The sequence below is a fragment of the Winogradskyella epiphytica genome, from assembly GCF_003217215.1.
GTDB lineage: Bacteria > Bacteroidota > Bacteroidia > Flavobacteriales > Flavobacteriaceae > Winogradskyella > Winogradskyella epiphytica.
Genome location: NZ_QJTD01000001.1, coordinates 38,341 through 57,163, shown reverse-complemented (window position 1 = coordinate 57,163; position 18,823 = coordinate 38,341). Strand labels below are relative to the sequence as shown.

The window sequence follows — 18,823 nt, the reverse complement described above, 5'->3', positions numbered from 1 at the left end:
CTTATACTACAGGTTACAAAAGTAAGTCCTATTTTCGAAAGCCGTATTATTTCAATGTTATTTTTATATCAGTAAAATTCAAATTCCATTTTCCACCCTCTTGTTTATGGTCAGTTGCTATTTTAATGCCGTTAAAGTCTTTGTAATTTTCAAAAGTGGTTGTTAATGATGGTTCATCGGCATTTCCTTTTCTGAAAATCCACTCCCTAATAACATAATCTTTGTCATAAAAAATATCATAAGCATCGCCTGGGGTATATCCACCTTCGTTTGGATAGCTTATAGTAATCTTATGAAGTTCAGTCTTACTTATTGGTGCGTGAACCTTAGTTGCCTTAGATATTTTAGCACTAGAATCCCATACCAATTGAAATGGAACTAACAACCAAAATTTATCATTGATAAAAGCCCTATCGGCAGCAATATGGGTACTATCCATAGCATTTCTGGAATACTTTACAGTGTTCTTAGCAGTAGCCATTATTATATGATTCGTTTTAGGTTGCCATGTCCAAGATCTTCCTTTTCCTTTAATGCTGTCTTGATCCACTTGAAATGTAAATTTGACTTCAGAGACATTATTCCAATTTTCAAAGCCATGAGCATTCGCTATTTTTTCGGCAATAGATAGTTCTTTTGTTTCAATCGTTTTTATGGCTTCTGATTGGTCAGATTTACATGCTGAAAATAAAAGCAAACAGATTAAACTTAGATATAAGGATTTCATTATAAAAGTTATATTAAATTACATGTAAAATTAGCCAAGGATGAAGGAGTACACTAATTATTTTGAAGTAAATAAAGCCACATGGAATAAAAAGGTAGGCATTCATGCCGAAAGTGAGATGTATGATTTAGCTGCTTTTAAAAATGGAAAATCGTCCTTGATGCCTTATGAATTGCGTGCATTAGGAAATGTTGAAGGAAAGTCGTTATTGCATTTGCAATGTCATTTTGGGCAAGATACCTTAAGTTGGAGTAGAATGGGAGCGAAGTGTGTTGGTTTAGATTTAAGTGATGAAGGCATTAAATTGGCGAAACAACTAAATTTTGAACTTCAGCTAGATGCCGAGTTTGTATGTTGTAATGTTTTAGAAGCTTCTGAACATATTTCAGAAACTTTTGATATTGTATTTACCAGTTACGGAACTATTGGCTGGTTACCTGATTTAAAACCTTGGGCGCAAATGATTTCAGAACGACTTAAAGTTGGAGGCACATTTTATATTGTAGAATTTCATCCTATAGCGTGGATGTTTGATTATACTGAAGGTAAGGCTGAATTGAATTATCACTACAGTCAAGATGAGGTTATTTATGAGGAGTACGAAGGTACTTATGCGAATCACGATTCAAAAATGGTCAGTAAAGAATATGGCTGGAATCATGGATTGAGCGAAGTTGTGAATTCACTAATTGAAGCTGGACTACAAATCGATTATTTGAATGAGTATGACGAAAGCCCGTATGATGTTTTTCCTAATTTGAAAAACACAGAATCAGGAATGTATAAGTTGGACAATCAGTTGTATCCATTGATTTTTGAGATTAAGGCGACCAAAAAGTGAGAACGGTTTTGGCTATTGAAGTTTTAAATGACTTAATCTGATGTTAAATTCCATTCTAGATTAGAACCAACTCCTCTTTCATTGTCGCATTATTTATTGTCTTTTTTGAGTAATTCGGGAAACTTAGCCTTAAACCGATTTAATCTCGGAATGGAAACTGATTTAATATATGGGTGATTTGGATTTCGTTTTTCAAAATTTTGATGATAGGCTTCAGCTACCCAAAACTTTTGAAACGGATACACTTCCGCAGCAATTTTAGTATTTAACTGCTTTTCTAATAGAGCAATTTTTTCTTCGATGATTTTCTTTTGTTCATCATTTTGGAAGAAGATAATTGATCGGTATTGCGACCCGTGATCAGGACCTTGACCATTAACTTGACTTGGGTTTTGCGAACCAAAATAGACGTCTACCAAGGTGGCAAAACTTATTACTTCAGGATTGTAGATAACCTCTACGGCTTCAGCGTGACCAGTTCGTCCAGTATTACTTTTTTCATAGGTGGGATTTTTTGTAAATCCGCCTGCATAACCACTTATCACTTCGTCTACACCATTAATACTTTCGTAAATAGCTTCAACACACCAAAAGCAGCCGCTAGCAAAGTAAGCTCTTGCTTTTCCATTTTCAATGGGCACCACAATAGGGTCGGCATTAATTACCTCTTGTTGTTTTGGATTGACTTGTGCTTGGTTATGGCAACTAAAGAATAATGTTATAATTAATAGTGTGATTAACTTTTTCATATTAGTTTTCTAGATAAAATAGGGATTCAATTTAATGATACATTTTGAATGTGATGAACTGCTCTAGAAAGTTACGATTCCAAATCTGAAATTATTCTAAAATTATACTAAATAAAAAAGCCCTTGCGAATGCAAAGGCTTTGATAGTATATGTTGAAATTAATTATTTACTAAGTTTAGCGAATAATTTTTCCATTTTTGCTTTTTCTTCTTCAGCTAAAGCAGCATCAATTAAGATACGACCACTGTGCTCATCTGTAATAACTTTTTTACGAGATGCAATTTCTACTTGAACTTGAGGTGGAATTGTAAAGAAAGAACCTCCAGAAGCACCACGTTCGATAGGTACAACAGCAAGACCATTTTTTACATTATTTCTAATTCTGTTGTAGGCTTTAACTAAACGCTCTTCAATTTTCTTTTGAAATTCTTCAGACTTTAATTTTAAAGCTTCTTCTTCTTTTTCAGTTTCCTTTAAAATATCATTAAGCTCGCCTTTCTTGTGCTTTAAATGCGCAACGCGATCTTTTAAACGATCTTTTGTTTCAGAAATTACTTCTTTTTTCTGCTCAATCTGAACTTTAAACTCTTTGATATGCTTTTCAGCTAATTGAATTTCTAATTCTTGAAATTCAATTTCCTTAGTTAGTGAGTTGTATTCTCTGTTATTTCTAACATTCTTTTGTTGCTCACTATATTTCTTGATTAGGGTTTTTGCCTCTTCGATTAAGTTTTTCTTTCCTTTAATCTCGTCATCAATAATAGTAAGGCTATCGTTTAGCTTTTCTAATCTTAAGTTAAGTCCTTCAACTTCGTCTTCTAAATCTCTAACTTCTAAAGGAAGCTCACCTCTGACATTTCTTATTTCGTCTACTCTAGAGTCAATTAATTGTAAATCATATAGTGCTCTTAATCGCTCTTCAACAGAAACTTCAGCTTTTTTTGCCATAATTATAAATACTTTACCGGATTTGTATTTGTCTTTGATAAAATGATGGCAAAATTAGTGATTTTTTTCGAGAGATACTCTACTAAAAACGTTTTTGTGAACTGTTCGCTTTCATAATGCCCAATATCTGCTAAAACTATAGCGTTCTCTGCACTAAAAAAATCGTGGTATTTTAGATCTGAAGTCACTAAAAGATCAGCACCTGCCGCTTTTGCTGCGGGTATGGCGAAAGCACCAGAGCCACCTAATACTGCAATTCGTTTGATAGGCTTGTTTAAAGACTTCGTATGCCTAATACAGGATGTATTCATCCGTGTTTTAATTAATTTGAGGCAATCTTCTGTTTCTAAAGGTGTTTCTAAGTCGCCAATCATACCAATTCCAATATGCTGATCCGTGTTTTCTAAAGTGGAAATTTCGTATGCAACTTCTTCATATGGATGGGCAGAAAAAAGTGTTCTTAATAATTTTGATTCGATGTGCTTATTAAAAGTCACTGAAACAGCTGTTTCTTTCTCAGTATGCAATACACCTTTCTGGCCAATTACAGGATTAGAATCTTCATTTCCTTTATAAGTGCCAAGGCCATTAATATTAAAACTACAGGATTCATAATTTCCAATATTGCCAGCTCCTGCGTCAAATAAAGCTTGTCTTAAGGCTTCAGCATTGGCTTCAGGAACATAGGTTTGAAGTTTTTTAATCGTTCCTGATTGTGGGATTAAAATCTGTTTATTTGTTAAGCCTAACTGATCACAGATGATAGAATTTACGCCATCAATAGCATTGTCTAATGCCGTGTGAATTGAAAAAATCGCTATTTGGTGCTGTATCGCTTTGATTACAACACGTTCTACATAGGTTTTTCCTGTTAATTTTTTAAGACCGCTAAAAATAATAGGGTGGAAGCTCACAATGAGATTGCAATTGTTTTCAATAGCTTCATCTACAACGGCTTCAAGAGTATCTAGTGTGACAAGGATACCTGTTACTTTTTTGTTTTTATCACCAACCAAAAGACCAACATTGTCAAAATCCTCAGCATAGTCTAAGGGAGCTAAGTTGTGTAAGTGATTAATTACGTCTTGTATGATCATAAGTGTATATTTGTTTCAAAAATAATATAATTTAGTACTTGTGAAGATTATCCGTATCATATTGTTTCCTATTACGCCTGTTTATTACCTGATCACTTGGGTGCGCAATTGGTTGTATGATAGAGGGATTAAGCCATCTAAGTCCTATGATTTTCCTGTAATTTGTGTTGGAAACCTGAGTACAGGTGGCACTGGAAAAACACCCATGATTGAGTATTTAATTCGTTTACTGAAAGATGAAAAGCGACTTGCGACTTTAAGTAGAGGCTATAAACGAAAAACTGAGGGCTTTGTATTAGCAGATCATAGTGCAAATGCGGATACTATAGGTGATGAGCCATTTCAGTTTTATAATAAATTCAATGAAGTTTTAGTTGCTGTTGATGCCGATAGGCAACACGGAATAGCAGAATTAAGGCGTTTAAAAGATGTTCCTGAGGTTATTTTATTAGATGATGCATATCAACATAGAAAAGTAAGAGCGGGTTTAAACATCTTGTTAACAGCTTACAATAATCTTTATTATAAAGATATTGTATTGCCAACAGGAAATTTAAGAGAGCCTAGGTCTGGAGCGAATCGTGCGGATTTAGTTGTTGTTACCAAATGCGATAAAAATATTTCTGAAGAAGAGAAGCAGGAAATTTCGTCAAAATTGAAGTTGAAAAAGCACCAGCAGTTATTTTTTAGCTATGTCGATTATGCATCAAAGGTGATATCTAAATTTGATGAATTAGAATTAACTCAGCTTGAAGAGTTCACTTTAGTAACTGGGATTGCTAATGCAAAACCTTTGGTTGATTTTTTAAAAGATATGGGATTAAAATTCGATCACTTGGAGTATAGCGATCATTATAATTTTAAGACTTCAGATATTGAAAGTATTGATACAAAGAAATTAATAGTGACTACAGAGAAGGATTATGTTCGTCTCTCTAATCATAAGAGCTTAGAAAGTAAATTGTATTATTTACCAATTGAAATAAAAATTGATAAGTCGGAGCAATTCAATGCTGCAGTAAAGAAGTTTGTTAACTAAAGAAACTTGATACTATTTTTTCGCCTGAAAGCGCAGCATATAGTTTAGTTTCAAAATCTTCTTGCTTAAATGGTTTAGAAATAATATCGTCGAAACCAGCTTCGCCAAATTCTTGCATTTTATCCTCTAAAGTAACCGCAGTAAGGGCGAATATTGTAAGCTCTTTGTCAAACGTTCTTATTATTTTAGTAGCTTCTAGCCCACTAATTCCTGGCATGTGAATATCCATTAGAACGACATCGTATTTGGTTGTTTTAACAATCTCTACTGCATCTTCCCCGTTTTCTACAACATCACAGTATAATCCCATTTTGTTTAAGATCTTCTTGGTAATCATTTGATTAATCTTGTTGTCTTCAACAATGAGAATCTTAACTTTACTTAAGTCCAATTCTTCCATCTTATTTGATTTTTTAACTTCTTGCACTTCTGGTTTTAAAGCATCCTTATCATATTCTAATGGAATTTCAAAAAAGAATGTCGTGCCTTTGCCAAGCTCACTCTTTAAATAAATTTTTCCTTTTAGAATTTGAATAAGACCTTTTACAATTGATAAACCTAAACCAGTTCCGCCGTACTTTCTGTTAATTTGTACAGAGCCTTGTGAGAAGCTTTCAAACATGTGGTTTTGTTTTTCTTTTGTAATTCCTATGCCATTATCTTCAATTTCGAAGCGGAGATTATACAGGTCGCCATTTTGGTCAACTTTGTAAGTTCTCACCCAGATGTCTCCACCTTTTGTGAATTTAATAGCATTTCCAAGTAAGTTAATTAGGATTTGGGAAATCTTAAGTTGGTCACCAATAAATGTTTCTGGTAAACCTTTTTCGTAATCTAAATGAATTGTGGTATCCTGATCTTTAGCGGAGTTGCTAAGTGCAGAAATTACATTTTCTAATTTATGTTTAAGATTAAAGTTTTCAGGATCTAATTCAACTTTATTAGCTTCAATCTTATTGATTTGAAGTATATCGTTGATAAAAGTTAAGAGGTAGTCTCCTGAGAATTTTAACGATTTTAAATGCGGAATTTGATGTTCTTTGGGATCTTCATCTAATAACATATTTGTTAACCCTGTTACAGCGTATAACGGTGTACGTAACTCGTGAGTTACTGTAGATAAAAAATTAGCTTTGGTTTTAGATGCTAATTCCGCTTTCTCTTTAGCAATAATAAGTTCATCATTCTTCTTATGAAGCATGGTATTGGTGTTCAACCTGATATTATTGTTCTTATAAAGAGATAATGTTAAAAGGGATAAAATAGTAATTAAAGCAATACTTAAGATTGTAGTTATACGTGTAAAGGTACTTTCAGCGCTCACTTCATCAATTTGGGCTTTTAGTTGAGCGTTTTTGGCATCTTTATAATTACTTATAGTTTGAACCGAAGTACCTGATGCTATATTTTCGCGCTTCACGTTTAATATAGAATCAGATAAGTGTAAGTGTTTTTTAATATAAATTAAAGAATTTTTATAGTCCTTCTTTGTTTCATATATGGTACTCAGCACCATATAAGCTTCATTTATATTTTCTAAAAGGTTAAACTCTTTGGCAATGGCTAATCCATCTTCGGTTTGAGATAGAGCTAAATCTTTATCATTTAAAGTACATGATATTTTTCCACTTTGAATTAGTGCACTACTTAGGCGACGATTTTGATTGTGCTTAGTAGCAATTATAATAGTCTTTTCTAACTGATCTTTAGCCTCTTCATAGCGTTTTTGAGCGATATAAGCTTTAGCTTCATTTAAGGTAACTTCGGAAATATACTGTTCTAAGTCTTCCTGTTCGAATAAGCCTTTGGCTGAATTAAAATAATCGAGAGCAGATTTATATTTCTCTTCGGTACTGTAAATTACCCCTTTAATATTGTAGCTAATTGCTAAATTGGCAAAATCATCATTTTCTCGTTGAATTTTAATAGCCTCGTAGAGGGAGCTATTCGCTTGATCTTTTTCATTCATCAAAAATTGCACTTTTGCAATCTTTGTATGAAGTACACCTTGATTGACTTTATCGTCAATTTTTTTAGCAATTTCTAATGCTTTATCTAAGTTGTCTTTGGCATTGTAATAGTTCCCACGTTCACTATCTAAAGTGGCTTTCTTAATATGACTACGGATGGTCAATGCAAGCATGTCTTTATCTTCAGATACAACTTGTTGTGCGAAAATAAGACTACAAAAACATGCTAAAAAAACAAATATTTTATATTTGATCTGGGACATTCAGCTCCATTTAATTCAAACAAATATAATTATTTATCCGATAAAAGTGGATGTTTGTTCGATATATTGCGAATTAAATCCAGAATTCTAGAGCTGTAGCCTGTTTCATTATCGTACCATCCCACTATTTTTACCATATTTCCAATAACAGATGTCATTTGAGAATCGAAAATACAAGAGTGAGGATTTCCAACGATATCTATAGAAACTATCGGGTCTTCAGTATATTCGAGGATGCCTTTAAGTTGATGATCTGCTGCGTGCTTAAATATTTGATTTACCTCTTCTATAGAGGTAGGTTCCTTAACATTTATAGTAATATCGGTTAATGACCCATTAGCAACAGGAACTCTAATGCCACAACCTCCAATCACTTCTGATAAGTCAGGGAAAATTTTTGTTAGTGCTTTAGCTGCTCCTGTCGTTGTTGGAACTATAGACTGTCCAGCTGCTCTTGCTCTTCTTAAATCTTTATGAGGTTGATCGTGTAAACTTTGGTCGGTAGTATAAGAATGAATCGTAGTTATATAAGCCTGTTTAATACCAAGTTGCTTCTGAATTAAATCAATCATAGGAGCAGCGTTATTCGTGGTGCATGAGGCGTTCGAAATTATTAATTCCGTTCCGTCTATAGTCTCGTCATTGACTCCTAATACAATGGTTTTAATATCATCATCTATGGCAGGAACTGATAATACTACACGTTTTGCTCCATTATCTAAATGATGCTGAAGGTCTTCTTTAGTTTTAAATTTTCCTGTAGATTCAATTACAAAATCAGGTTGAACTTTAGACCAATCTAATGCCTTCGGATGTGATTCTCTGTATAGCGGAATTGAAACATCATTGACAATAATGTTATTCTCATCATGTGAAATGTTTTCCTTTAAAACACCATGAATACTATCGTATTTTAAAAGGTGACTTAAAGTTTTTGTATCCGCTAAATCATTAATAGCAACAATTTGTACCTCGGGATGTTCTAATGCTAATCTAAAAACGCGTCGGCCAATTCTTCCAAAACCGTTAATGGCTACCCTAATCATTAATTGATATGTTTTTGAGCTTTGTAGGATGATCTTACTAATGCGCTACTTTCCACATGTCTAAAACCTAAGTCTAAGCCAATTTCTTCGTATTCCTTGAACTGATCTGGATTGATGAATTGCTGAACTGGTAAGTGTTTTTTACTCGGTTGTAAATATTGACCAATAGTTACTACATCTACGTCATGTGCTCTTAAATCATAAAGCGTCTGAATAACTTCTTCACGTTGTTCGCCAAGACCTAACATAATGCCAGATTTTGTTCTGCGTTGGCCTTGCTCTTTTAAGTATTTTAGAACACCCAAACTACGATCGTATTGAGCCTGAATTCTTACTTCTCGCGTTAAACGTCTTACGGTTTCTATATTATGAGACACTACTTCTGGTGCAACATCTATAATACGATCTATATGTCTTTCAATGCCTTGAAAATCAGGAATAAGAGTTTCTAATGTGGTTTCGGGATTCATTCGTCTTACTGCTTTTACAGTTTCAGCCCACATGATGCTTCCCATATCTTTAAGGTCATCTCTATCTACACTCGTTAAAACCGCATGTTTAATCTGCATGAGTTTTATGGAACGTGCTACTTTTTCTGGTTCATCCCAATCTACTGTTTCAGGACGACCTGTTTTTACACCGCAAAACCCACAAGAACGCGTACAAACATTACCTAAAATCATGAATGTTGCTGTACCTTCTCCCCAGCATTCTCCCATGTTAGGGCAGCTTCCAGAAGAACAAATTGTATTTAATTTGTACTTGTCTACTAATGATCTTAATTCTGTGTATTTTTTACCTGTAGGTAGTTTTACTTTTAGCCATTTTGGCTTACGTTCCGGTAATATATTTGAAGCAGTTGTTGTTTCCATGCAATTTTTCAATTTCAGAAAACAAAGATACAAAGTAAATAATAAAAATAGTTTATCGTAGAGAAAGATACAGGGGTAGAACTCAAATAGAAATTTAGAATTTTAGCTCTATTAGTTTTACTTCTTAATGATAATTTCAGCAAGAAGTTTTTTAGCCCTGAGCAATTTGACTTTTACATTATTAATCGGCTCGTTGAGTTCTTCTGAAATTTCTTTATAACTCAATTCTTGAAAATACCTTAAATTAATTACTTCTTGATAGTGCGGTTTAAGTTTTTTAATATCACGTAAAAGTTTGGCTAAATTTTGTTCGGTAATAATTTTATCTTCAGGCGTAGGTGAATCGTCAACAATATCGAAATAATTATCCTCATTATCTTTAGACGTATTGTTAATGGAGTTTTTCTGTTTTCGAATTAAATCGATATGAATATTTTTCGATATGGTAATTAACCAAGTTTTAAACTTATAATCTTCATTATAGGTGTTAATCTTATCAAATGCTTTGGAGAACGTTTGAATCGTAATGTCTTCAGCATCATTTTCATTTAGTGTACGTTTCAATTGGAATGAATAAACGTCATTCCAAAAGGTGTCTAATAGAAAATTGAATGCGACTTGATTATTCTTTTTTGCTAGATTAATGGCCTCTTTTACTTCCAATGTTTTGGTTTAGATATGAGATTAGCAATAAAGATACTTAATTGTGCACTAATTAAAAATAATTCCAAGAAAGGTGCGAAGATGATAAGGTCTGTTTCTTCAAATTTTCTTGCGGTTAAACCAAAACATAGCCATTGTATAATGAAACGAATGCCTATAAGTATAGCTACCCAAGGCCAATAGATTTGAGTGATTAAAAGAAGAGTCCCTAAAATCCAAAATGATAAATTGGTAAAATAGAATAGAGCTAAAAGAAATTTATGCTTCTGTTTATAAAATTTAGCCGTACTAATATGTCTTCTTTTTTGAAGAATCCAATCCTTAAAAGTAGTTTTGGGTTCAGATATGGTAAAGCTTTCTTTAGTAAAACATAGTGCTGTGTTAGATGGGGTTGCAACTTCATTAATAAACAGATCATCATCTCCAGATTTTAGAGTCATATGACTATTGAATCCACTGTTATTAAAAAATAATTCTTTTCTGTAAGCCATATTTCTACCAACTCCCATATAAGGCATTCCCATTTTAGCATAACTAAAATATTGTAGTGCTGTCATCACCGTTTCAAAGCGTATAAGTTTATTTAAAAAGGATAATTTCTTTTTAGCATAAGCTCCATAACCCAAAACAATTGTTTTACTCTTCGAGAAATTAATAACAATCTGTGAAAGCCATTGATTAGAATTAGGTACACAGTCGGCATCTGTAAATACTAACACATTGTGTGTGGAAGCTTTTATGCCTAAAGTGAGTGCATATTTTTTATTTCCCCAAAAAGCTTCAGTTGGAATGACATTGACAAGCTTTATATGGCTGTGTTTTTCAGCAAAAGCTTTCATTATTTTCAAGGTGTTATCCGAAGAGCCATCGTTAACTAAAACAATTTCGAAATTGGGATACTCCTGATCAATTATTAGAGGTAAATTTTTCTTAAGATTCTCGGCTTCATTTTTTGCACAGATAATTACGGATGCCGGGAATTGATTTGAGTTATGCAATTCTGCACGCTTAATACTAAACGAAAATAAGAAACTAGAATAATAACCTACTTGAATACCAACCACCGCAATAAATGCGTAAAACAATACTGTGGATAGTATCATTGAGACTTAAGAATGTTGAGTTTCGTTGCAGTTTTTGTATTCTTCAGGTGATTTTCCACAAAATCCACAAGCTTCACCGTCTTTATTAAGCATAGGGTTTTGACTTGCGCAAGTGCCAGCAAATTTACCGTCCTTTTTAGCCCATATTTTTATGGTTATTCCTGCTACACCTAAGGCGAGTAATCCAAGAGTAAGAAGTAATAATTTCATTGTAATGCTTAATTTAGTGCAAAGATAATACTTTTGCGTTTATATGCGATAGCTTTTTTAGTCGAGAATTTATAAGGAACCTAACTTTCATAGAAGAACTTTTGATATAAAAAAAGAGGCATAGTTAAAACTACGCCTCTTTAAAATCTTTATTTAATATGTTCTAATTCTCTTTATCTTTTAGAGATATTTCAGCAACTTCCGTGCTATTTTCTTCTGTATTGTCACCTTTGTTTCCAATCTTTATACTTAATGCTAAGGCATCTTCCATATAAGGGATTTGTTTCAACTTACGATCAGACTCATCTAAGATCCCTAAGTTAACCATTCTGTCCTGAAGTTCTGCCCAAATTTGGTATTGCTGCTCTTCTGGTAAACGAGGTAATGTAATAACATCAATCATAGATGTTTTTTCAACAGGGTTGATATATGCAACCGTCTTTAAATTCTTTGCACGTTCGTTACCGTTTATGACATATTTTTTAGAATTCGGATTGTTTAATTTCAATAACTCTCTTGATAATTCATCCAGTTTCGAATTGTTATATTCGATATCACTACGCAAATCATAAATTTCTTCAACGACGATATTGTTTTCACTAGTTAGTTGAAGATTTTTTTGATAAAGCATAAATGAGGTCACTGCAAATACTACAGCAGCTACACTCGCCGCAAAACTAAACCAAGGTGTTCTTCTGCTCTGAGCCATATGAATTACTTTAGAATCCGTAGGTTTATCTTCTATGGCATCTAAGATATTGCTTAAGATATGATTTGGTGCTTCTTCAGCTCCAACTTTTGCTACAATTTCTATATTATTCTGAAGCTCATCAAATGCTTGTGCTGCTTTCGGGTAATTCGAAATAAAATGTTCTACCTCCTTAGATTCTTCCAAAGAAGTGTCTCCGACCAAATACCGACTGAGAAGGTCTGAGTTTAAAAAGTTGTTTAATTTTGTTTCCATGATCAAATAATTTATGGATGGTAAACTTTTCTAAGTTCGCGCAGTCCTATTTTTAATCTAGATTTAATCGTGCCAAGAGGAATGTCTAATTCTTCGCTAGCCTCTTGTTGTGTCATGCCTTGAAAAAACAATGCGTCTAACACAATTTGATATTTTTCTTCTAGTTTTCCAACATGTTCTTTGATGTCCATGACATCTTGATTAAAGTTCGATGTTGGTAATATATATACGTCTGAAGTTTCAATTTGGACTTCTTTATGAAAGCGATTATTGAAACTTCTGAGTTTATCAATGGCTGTATTCCTCGCAATACGAAACAACCAAGTAAATAGCTTAGCTTTTGAAGCATCGTATTTTGAAGCGTTTTTCCAAACTTTAACAAAGGTTTCCTGCAAAGCATCTTGAGCGATCTCTTCATTGATGGTGATTTTTAGAATCACACCATAAAGACTATTGGAGTAATTTTCGTAAAGTAAGTTTAAAGCACGCTTATCTCCTTTACCAAGGAGTTCAATGATTTTATCTTCTGTAGGAGTAGTGCTCAAAATGTTAAATTATAGTTATTTTCTGTTATGAAACGTCCAAATTGAACTTATTCACGTAAATATAAATAATTAATTACACCATTAATGGTGATAATTATACAATATTAGAATGGTTTTACCTTAGTAAGAGTTTGATTAATAGCATTTTTAAACCAAATTATTCTAAAGTCAAAAGTCGCAATGAAAATTGTGACTTTTGTTTTATATTATATTAACTTCAGTCTCAATTTTAATATCAAATAGTCGCTTAATAGTTTTTTGGATTAACTGTGCTAGTTCAAAAATTTCTTTTCCACTTGCGTTGCCATAATTAACTAATACCAAAGCTTGATTACTGTGTACCCCATGATCATTAAATCGCTTTCCTTTAAAACCGGCTTTTTCAATAAGCCAACCTGCTGGTACTTTTATGTGAGTATCTGAAACTTTATAGGATGGGACATCAGGGAAATTACTTTCTAATTCTAAAAACGAATCTAAAGTAATTATAGGGTTTTTGAAGAAGCTTCCACAATTACCAATTTTTTTTGGGTCTGGTAATTTACTTTGTCTAATGGCTATAATCGCTTCAGAAATATCCTGTATAGTTGGAGTTTCTATTCTGCGATTTTTTAATTCGGTTTGAATGGCTCCGTAACCCGTGTTTAATTGATGATTGTTTTTTGTGAGCTCAATTTGGACACTTGTTATTATATATTTCCCTTTTAAGTCTTGTTTAAAAATAGATTCTCTATAAGCGAAATGGCAATCTTCTTTTGTAAAGCTGTCTATAGTTTGATTTTCAATATTCATGGCTTCACAGCTCACAAAGACATCCTTTAGTTCAACTCCATAAGCACCTATATTTTGAATAGGAGCAGTACCTATATTTCCAGGTATTAAAGATAAATTTTCAATGCCGCCATAATTATGTTTTAAACACCATAGGACAAAATTATGCCAGTTTTCACCAGCCATAGCTTTAACAATTACGGTGTTTTGAGTCTCGCGTACAACTTCGATTCCTCTTAAATTGATATGAAGAACTAAAGCATCGATATCTTTTGTGAGGAGCATATTGCTGCCACCTCCTAAGATAAATAACGCCTCTTGCCGATGTTTTTTTAAGACATCGGCAAGGACGTTAATTGATGTAATATTGCAAAACGATTGTGCTTTGGCGTCTATTCCAAAGGTATTATACGCTTTTAATGAGACATTATTATTAATGGTCATTAGTCTTTATAAACTTTTAAGGCTTCCTCTAATATTTTAACAGCAGTTCTTAAACTGTCTTCGTTTAATACATAAGCAATTCGAATTTGGTTTAGGCCAACGCCAGGAGTAGAATAGAATCCGGCAGCAGGAGCCACCATTACCGTACTGTTCTTATAATCAAAAGATTCTAAAAGCCATTTCGCAAAGTCGTCAGAATTTTTCACTGGTAATTCTGCGATACAATAAAATGCACCATTAGGTTTTGCGACTTTGACTCCGTCAATCTTTTCTAATTCTTCAATTAAGGTGTTTCTACGCTTTACATATTCTTCTTTTACCTCGTCAAAGTAACTTTGTGGCGTGTCTAAAGCAGCTTCACAAGCAATCTGAGCTAGAGTTGGAGGACTTAATCTTGCTTGAGCAAATTTTAAAGCTGTTTTGATAAAGGCTTTGTTTTTTGAAACTAAATATCCAATACGTGCGCCACACATACTATAGCGTTTAGAAACGGAATCAATAACAATAGCGTGTTCTTCTAAACCAGGTTCTTGTAAAATTGAATAATGTTCAATGCCATCGTAAACAAATTCACGGTAGACTTCATCTGCAATTAGAAATAAATCATGCTTTTTTACAATCGAAGCAAGTTGTTTTATTTCTTCTTTTGAATACAGATAACCTGTCGGGTTTCCCGGATTACAAATTAAAATAGCTTTAGTTTTTGGAGTGATTAATTTTTCAAATTCCTCAATAGGAGGTAATGCAAAATTATCTTCAATCTTAGAAATAACAGGAACAACGTTTACACCAGACGCCGTTGAGAATCCGTTGTAGTTCGCATAAAACGGTTCTGGAATAATAATTTCATCACCAACATCCATAATGCTACCAAAAGCAAATAAAAGTGCTTCACTACCACCAGTTGTAACAATTATATCGTAGTGTTTAACTTCAATAGAGTTATGCTTATAGTATTCTGCGATTTTTGTTCTGTAACTTTCAGAACCTTCCGATCTGCTATAAGCGATGGTTTCAAGAGTGTTATTTTTAATCGCATCGAGAGCAACTTGAGGCGTTTTTATGTCAGGTTGACCAATATTTAAGTAATGTACTTTTTTTCCCTTTTTTACTGCTTCTTCTGCGTATGGTACCAATTTTCTAATTGGTGATTCTGGCATATTAGTGCCTTTTTTAGATATTGCTGGCATGTGATATTGTTTTTAAAATGCTAAGGTCTGAAATTTATTAAAGCTTACAGAAAAATTACTGTAAAAAAAATGAGCTCTCAATTTGAGAACTCACTTATAAACTTATTTTATGACTGATTATTGTTCAATCATACTTTTGCTTTTCTTTTCTAAAACACTTGTTTTATTAGGGTCAACTACTAAACCTTTAATCTTTAAGGCTACGGTTGGTGTTTCAGCATTAGAAATAACAGTAATTGTTTTTCTAATTGGGCTTACTCTGTTTGTGTCATATTTTACTTCAATCTCGCCAGTTTCTCCAGGCATGATAGGACCTTTAGGCTTTTTAGGGATTGTACATCCGCAAGTCGATCTTACATTAGAAATAATTAAAGGTGCATCTCCAGTATTTGTAAATTCAAATACGCGCACACCATCAGCACCTTTTTCTATAGTACCATAGTCAATAACATCTGTTTTAAACTCGATCTTTGCTACTTTTTCTTGAGCAAAAGAACCTAAGCTAATTAACCCTACAAATAAAATTGTTATTAAATTTTTCATCATTTTAATTTTAAAATTGATTATTCAAAACTACTCACTTTTTGCCTCCAATCAAAATATATTAGTTGTAATGCATTCCATTTAACAGAAATTATGGTTTTCTCACCTATATTCTTACACTAATTAATTTCTAAAAAAAGGAATTATAAGTACTTTTGCCTATTACAGTACAAAAACAATACCAAAATATGGAAATCCCATCTAAATATAATGCATCGTCAGTAGAAAGTAAGTGGTACGATTACTGGATGCAGAACAAATACTTTCATTCCAAACCAGACGAAAGAGAGCCTTATACCATTGTTATACCTCCGCCAAACGTAACAGGAGTCCTGCATATGGGGCACATGTTAAATAATACAATTCAGGATGTATTAATCCGTCGTGCTCGATTATTAGGTAAAAACGCGTGCTGGGTACCGGGTACCGATCATGCTTCTATTGCTACTGAAGCTAAAGTTGTTGCTAAACTCAAAGAACAAGGAATTGACAAAAACGATTTATCTCGTGAAGAGTTTTTAAAATATGCTTGGGAATGGACAGATGAGTATGGAGGTGTAATCCTGGAACAATTAAAAAAGTTAGGTTGTTCTTGTGATTGGGACCGAACCAAGTTTACCATGGATGACGAAATGTCTGAAGCTGTAATTAAGGTGTTTGTTGATTTATACAACAAAGGCTTAATCTATCGAGGCTACAGAATGGTGAACTGGGATCCAGAAGCGAAAACGACTTTATCGGATGAAGAGGTTATTCATGTAGAACAACAAGGTTCACTTTATTATTTAGAATATAAAGTGGAGGGTAGTGATGAAAAATTAACGATTGCTACAACGCGACCAGAAACCATATTTGGAGATACTGCTATTTGTATCAACCCGAATGACGAACGTTTTACACATTTAAAAGGGAAGAAAGCTATTGTTCCTATCTGTGGAAGGGTAATTCCTATTATTGAAGACGACTATGTAGATGTTGAATTCGGAACAGGATGTCTAAAAGTGACACCTGCTCATGATGAAAATGACAAAGTTTTAGGTGATAAACATCAGCTTGAAGTTGTAGATATATTTAATGATGATGCAAGTTTAAATAGCTATGGAATGCATTACGAAGGTCAAGACCGTTTCGTAGTAAGAAAAGCTATTGTAAAAGAATTAAAGGATGCCGGTGTTTTAGTAAAAACAGAAACGCACCTTAATAAAGTAGGAACTTCTGAACGAACTAAGGCAGTTATTGAGCCTCGTCTAAGTGATCAATGGTTCTTAAAAATGGAAGATTTAGCGAAACCTGCTATTGATGCCGTTTTGAAGACTGGAGAGGTTAAGTTGTTTCCAAAGAAGTTTGAAAACACGTATAGACATTGGATGGAAAATATTCGCGATTGGAATATTTCTCGTCAGTTACTTTGGGGACAACAAATTCCTGCTTATTTCTATGGCGATGGAAAAGAAGATTTTGTTGTTGCAGAGTCGCTAGAAAAGGCTGTGGAACTAGCAAGAGAGGCTACGAGTAATCCAAGCTTAAAAGCAGAAGATTTAACTCAAGATACAGACGCATTAGACACATGGTTCTCATCATGGTTATGGCCAATGAGTGTTTTTGATGGTATCAGGAATCCAGAAAACGAAGAAATTAAATATTACTATCCTACTAACGATTTAGTTACAGGTCCAGATATTTTATTCTTTTGGGTAGCGCGTATGATTATTGCGGGTTATGAATATAAAGACCAAAGACCATTTGAAAATGTTTACCTAACGGGTTTAGTTAGAGATAAACAACGACGTAAAATGTCGAAATCTTTAGGAAACTCTCCTGACGCATTAAAACTTATTGAGGAATATAGTGCTGATGGTGTTAGAGTTGGACTATTATTAAGCTCTGCGGCTGGAAATGATTTAATGTTTGATGAAGCTTTATGTCAGCAAGGAAAAGGATTCGGAAACAAAATATGGAATGCCTTTCAGTTAACTAACCTTTGGGAAGTTGCCGATATTGAGCAACCAAATTCAAGTAAAATAGCTTTAGAATGGTACGAAGCGAAATTCCAAAAAGTATTAATCGATATTGAAGATCACTTTAGTAAATACAGATTAAGTGATGCTTTAATGGCCATCTACAAATTAATCTATGACGATTTTTGTGGTTGGATGTTAGAGATGGTTAAACCAGCATATAAGCAACCTATTGATACTACAACTTATAATAAAGTGATGTCTATTTTTGAAGATAACTTAAAAATAGTGCATCCTTTTATGCCATTCTTAACTGAAGATATTTGGCAATATATCAAGGAACGTTCTCCTGAAGAAGCTTTAATCGTTGCAAAATGGCCGGAAGCTAAGCCAATAAACGAAAATTTGATTTCTGAATTCGACTTCGCTTCAGATGTCATTACTGGAATCAGAAATATTAGAAAACAAAAGAATATAGCATTTAAAGATGCAATCGATTTTTCTGTAGTTAATAATGAGAAGGTAGCCAATACATTTGATGATGTTATTGCTAAGTTAGGCAACCTTAAGAGCTTCGAATATGTTACAGAAGCGGTTGAAGGTGCTTTAACTTATCGAGTTAAATCGAATGAATACTTTATTCCGATGGAAGGCAGTATTGATGTAGAAGCCGAAATTAAAAAGCTAACAGAAGAATTAAACTATACTGAAGGATTTCTTAAGTCTGTTCAAAAGAAATTATCTAACGAACGATTTGTTGCAGGAGCACCAGAGCAAGTAGTAGCTTCGGAAAAGAAAAAGGAAGCAGATGCTTTAGCTAAAATCGAAACCATAAAGGCAAGTTTAGCAAGTTTGAAATAAAACTAGTTTATAAGATGA

18 protein-coding genes are annotated in these 18,823 nt (G+C 33.4%); 3 read left to right on the top strand and 15 right to left on the bottom strand.

Annotated features, from left to right (window positions below):
- Positions 1–46: 46 nt before the first annotated feature.
- Positions 47–727: a hypothetical protein gene (locus DFQ11_RS00270; protein ID WP_110473645.1), complete on the bottom strand. Its 681-nt coding sequence runs from the start codon at positions 725–727 to the stop codon at positions 47–49.
- 40 nt (positions 728–767) lie between these two features.
- Here DFQ11_RS00270 and DFQ11_RS00265 point away from each other — a divergent pair, with 40 nt between their 5' ends.
- Positions 768–1,568, top strand: coding sequence for a class I SAM-dependent methyltransferase (locus DFQ11_RS00265; RefSeq protein WP_110473644.1), 801 nt, complete (start codon positions 768–770; stop codon positions 1,566–1,568).
- A gap of 89 nt (positions 1,569–1,657) precedes the next feature.
- Here the strand turns inward: DFQ11_RS00265 and msrA are convergent, their stop codons facing one another.
- The 3 genes from msrA to DFQ11_RS00250 form a co-directional block, all read right to left on the bottom strand.
- Positions 1,658–2,317: a peptide-methionine (S)-S-oxide reductase MsrA gene (gene msrA / locus DFQ11_RS00260; RefSeq protein ID WP_110473643.1), complete on the bottom strand. Its 660-nt coding sequence runs from the start codon at positions 2,315–2,317 to the stop codon at positions 1,658–1,660.
- A gap of 163 nt (positions 2,318–2,480) precedes the next feature.
- Positions 2,481–3,266, bottom strand: a complete 786-nt coding sequence (locus DFQ11_RS00255) for a zinc ribbon domain-containing protein (RefSeq protein WP_110473642.1) — start codon at positions 3,264–3,266, stop codon at positions 2,481–2,483.
- Between the two features lie 2 nt (positions 3,267–3,268).
- A complete protein-coding gene (locus DFQ11_RS00250) occupies positions 3,269–4,363 on the bottom strand; it encodes a Nif3-like dinuclear metal center hexameric protein (RefSeq protein WP_110473641.1) in 1,095 nt (364 codons plus the stop codon).
- Positions 4,364–4,403: 40 nt separating this feature from the next.
- Between DFQ11_RS00250 and lpxK the strand changes: the two genes are divergently transcribed.
- Positions 4,404–5,402, top strand: a complete 999-nt coding sequence (gene lpxK / locus DFQ11_RS00245) for a tetraacyldisaccharide 4'-kinase (protein ID WP_110473640.1) — start codon at positions 4,404–4,406, stop codon at positions 5,400–5,402.
- Here the strand turns inward: lpxK and DFQ11_RS00240 are convergent.
- The 11 genes from DFQ11_RS00240 to DFQ11_RS00190 all read right to left on the bottom strand — a co-directional run bounded on the left by DFQ11_RS00240 (position 5,395) and on the right by DFQ11_RS00190 (position 15,986).
- The gene (locus DFQ11_RS00240; RefSeq protein ID WP_110473639.1) at positions 5,395–7,635 is read right to left on the bottom strand and encodes an ATP-binding protein; all 2,241 of its coding nucleotides are present in this window, start codon (positions 7,633–7,635) and stop codon (positions 5,395–5,397) included. The two genes, lpxK and DFQ11_RS00240, sit on opposite strands and share 8 nt — an antisense overlap.
- Before the next feature lie 29 nt (positions 7,636–7,664).
- A complete protein-coding gene (gene gap, locus DFQ11_RS00235) occupies positions 7,665–8,681 on the bottom strand; it encodes a type I glyceraldehyde-3-phosphate dehydrogenase (protein WP_110473638.1) in 1,017 nt (338 codons plus the stop codon).
- A complete protein-coding gene (gene lipA / locus DFQ11_RS00230) occupies positions 8,681–9,553 on the bottom strand; it encodes a lipoyl synthase (RefSeq protein WP_110473637.1) in 873 nt (290 codons plus the stop codon). The genes gap and lipA overlap by 1 nt, the downstream gene beginning before the upstream one ends.
- A 117-nt stretch (positions 9,554–9,670) precedes the next feature.
- Positions 9,671–10,216: an RNA polymerase sigma factor gene (locus tag DFQ11_RS00225; protein WP_110473636.1), complete on the bottom strand. Its 546-nt coding sequence runs from the start codon at positions 10,214–10,216 to the stop codon at positions 9,671–9,673.
- Positions 10,207–11,319 carry a glycosyltransferase gene (locus tag DFQ11_RS00220; RefSeq protein WP_110473635.1) on the bottom strand — a complete coding sequence of 371 codons (1,113 nt, stop codon included), beginning with the start codon at positions 11,317–11,319 and terminating at the stop codon, positions 10,207–10,209. The genes DFQ11_RS00225 and DFQ11_RS00220 overlap by 10 nt, the downstream gene beginning before the upstream one ends.
- A gap of 6 nt (positions 11,320–11,325) precedes the next feature.
- Positions 11,326–11,529, bottom strand: coding sequence for a membrane or secreted protein (locus DFQ11_RS00215; protein WP_110473634.1), 204 nt, complete (start codon positions 11,527–11,529; stop codon positions 11,326–11,328).
- 163 nt (positions 11,530–11,692) lie between these two features.
- Positions 11,693–12,493, bottom strand: coding sequence for an anti-sigma factor (locus DFQ11_RS00210; protein ID WP_110473633.1), 801 nt, complete (start codon positions 12,491–12,493; stop codon positions 11,693–11,695).
- An 11-nt stretch (positions 12,494–12,504) separates the two neighbouring features.
- Positions 12,505–13,038: an RNA polymerase sigma factor gene (locus tag DFQ11_RS00205; protein ID WP_110473632.1), complete on the bottom strand. Its 534-nt coding sequence runs from the start codon at positions 13,036–13,038 to the stop codon at positions 12,505–12,507.
- Between the two features lie 201 nt (positions 13,039–13,239).
- A complete protein-coding gene (murB, locus tag DFQ11_RS00200) occupies positions 13,240–14,253 on the bottom strand; it encodes a UDP-N-acetylmuramate dehydrogenase (RefSeq protein ID WP_110473631.1) in 1,014 nt (337 codons plus the stop codon).
- On the bottom strand, positions 14,253–15,443 hold the full coding sequence (locus tag DFQ11_RS00195; protein WP_110473630.1) for a pyridoxal phosphate-dependent aminotransferase: 1,191 nt from the start codon (positions 15,441–15,443) through the stop codon (positions 14,253–14,255). The genes murB and DFQ11_RS00195 overlap by 1 nt, the downstream gene beginning before the upstream one ends.
- 117 nt (positions 15,444–15,560) lie before the next feature.
- Positions 15,561–15,986, bottom strand: a complete 426-nt coding sequence (locus DFQ11_RS00190; protein WP_110474780.1) for a DUF1573 domain-containing protein — start codon at positions 15,984–15,986, stop codon at positions 15,561–15,563.
- A 188-nt stretch (positions 15,987–16,174) separates the two neighbouring features.
- Between DFQ11_RS00190 and DFQ11_RS00185 the strand changes: the two genes are divergently transcribed.
- Positions 16,175–18,805 carry a valine--tRNA ligase gene (locus DFQ11_RS00185; protein WP_110473629.1) on the top strand — a complete coding sequence of 877 codons (2,631 nt, stop codon included), beginning with the start codon at positions 16,175–16,177 and terminating at the stop codon, positions 18,803–18,805.
- Positions 18,806–18,823 lie beyond the last annotated feature (18 nt).

Coding starts and splice junctions, on each gene's coding strand:
- DFQ11_RS00270 (WP_110473645.1), bottom strand. CDS start 727: ATGAAATCCTTATATCTAAGTTTAATCTGTTTGCTTTTATTTTCAGCA.
- DFQ11_RS00265 (WP_110473644.1), top strand. CDS start 768: ATGAAGGAGTACACTAATTATTTTGAAGTAAATAAAGCCACATGGAAT.
- msrA (WP_110473643.1), bottom strand. CDS start 2,317: ATGAAAAAGTTAATCACACTATTAATTATAACATTATTCTTTAGTTGC.
- DFQ11_RS00255 (WP_110473642.1), bottom strand. CDS start 3,266: ATGGCAAAAAAAGCTGAAGTTTCTGTTGAAGAGCGATTAAGAGCACTA.
- DFQ11_RS00250 (WP_110473641.1), bottom strand. CDS start 4,363: ATGATCATACAAGACGTAATTAATCACTTACACAACTTAGCTCCCTTA.
- DFQ11_RS00240 (WP_110473639.1), bottom strand. CDS start 7,635: ATGTCCCAGATCAAATATAAAATATTTGTTTTTTTAGCATGTTTTTGT.
- gap (WP_110473638.1), bottom strand. CDS start 8,681: ATGATTAGGGTAGCCATTAACGGTTTTGGAAGAATTGGCCGACGCGTT.
- lipA (WP_110473637.1), bottom strand. CDS start 9,553: ATGGAAACAACAACTGCTTCAAATATATTACCGGAACGTAAGCCAAAA.
- DFQ11_RS00220 (WP_110473635.1), bottom strand. CDS start 11,319: ATGATACTATCCACAGTATTGTTTTACGCATTTATTGCGGTGGTTGGT.
- DFQ11_RS00215 (WP_110473634.1), bottom strand. CDS start 11,529: ATGAAATTATTACTTCTTACTCTTGGATTACTCGCCTTAGGTGTAGCA.
- DFQ11_RS00210 (WP_110473633.1), bottom strand. CDS start 12,493: ATGGAAACAAAATTAAACAACTTTTTAAACTCAGACCTTCTCAGTCGG.
- murB (WP_110473631.1), bottom strand. CDS start 14,253: ATGACCATTAATAATAATGTCTCATTAAAAGCGTATAATACCTTTGGA.
- DFQ11_RS00195 (WP_110473630.1), bottom strand. CDS start 15,443: ATGCCAGCAATATCTAAAAAAGGCACTAATATGCCAGAATCACCAATT.
- DFQ11_RS00190 (WP_110474780.1), bottom strand. CDS start 15,986: ATGAAAAATTTAATAACAATTTTATTTGTAGGGTTAATTAGCTTAGGT.
- DFQ11_RS00185 (WP_110473629.1), top strand. CDS start 16,175: ATGGAAATCCCATCTAAATATAATGCATCGTCAGTAGAAAGTAAGTGG.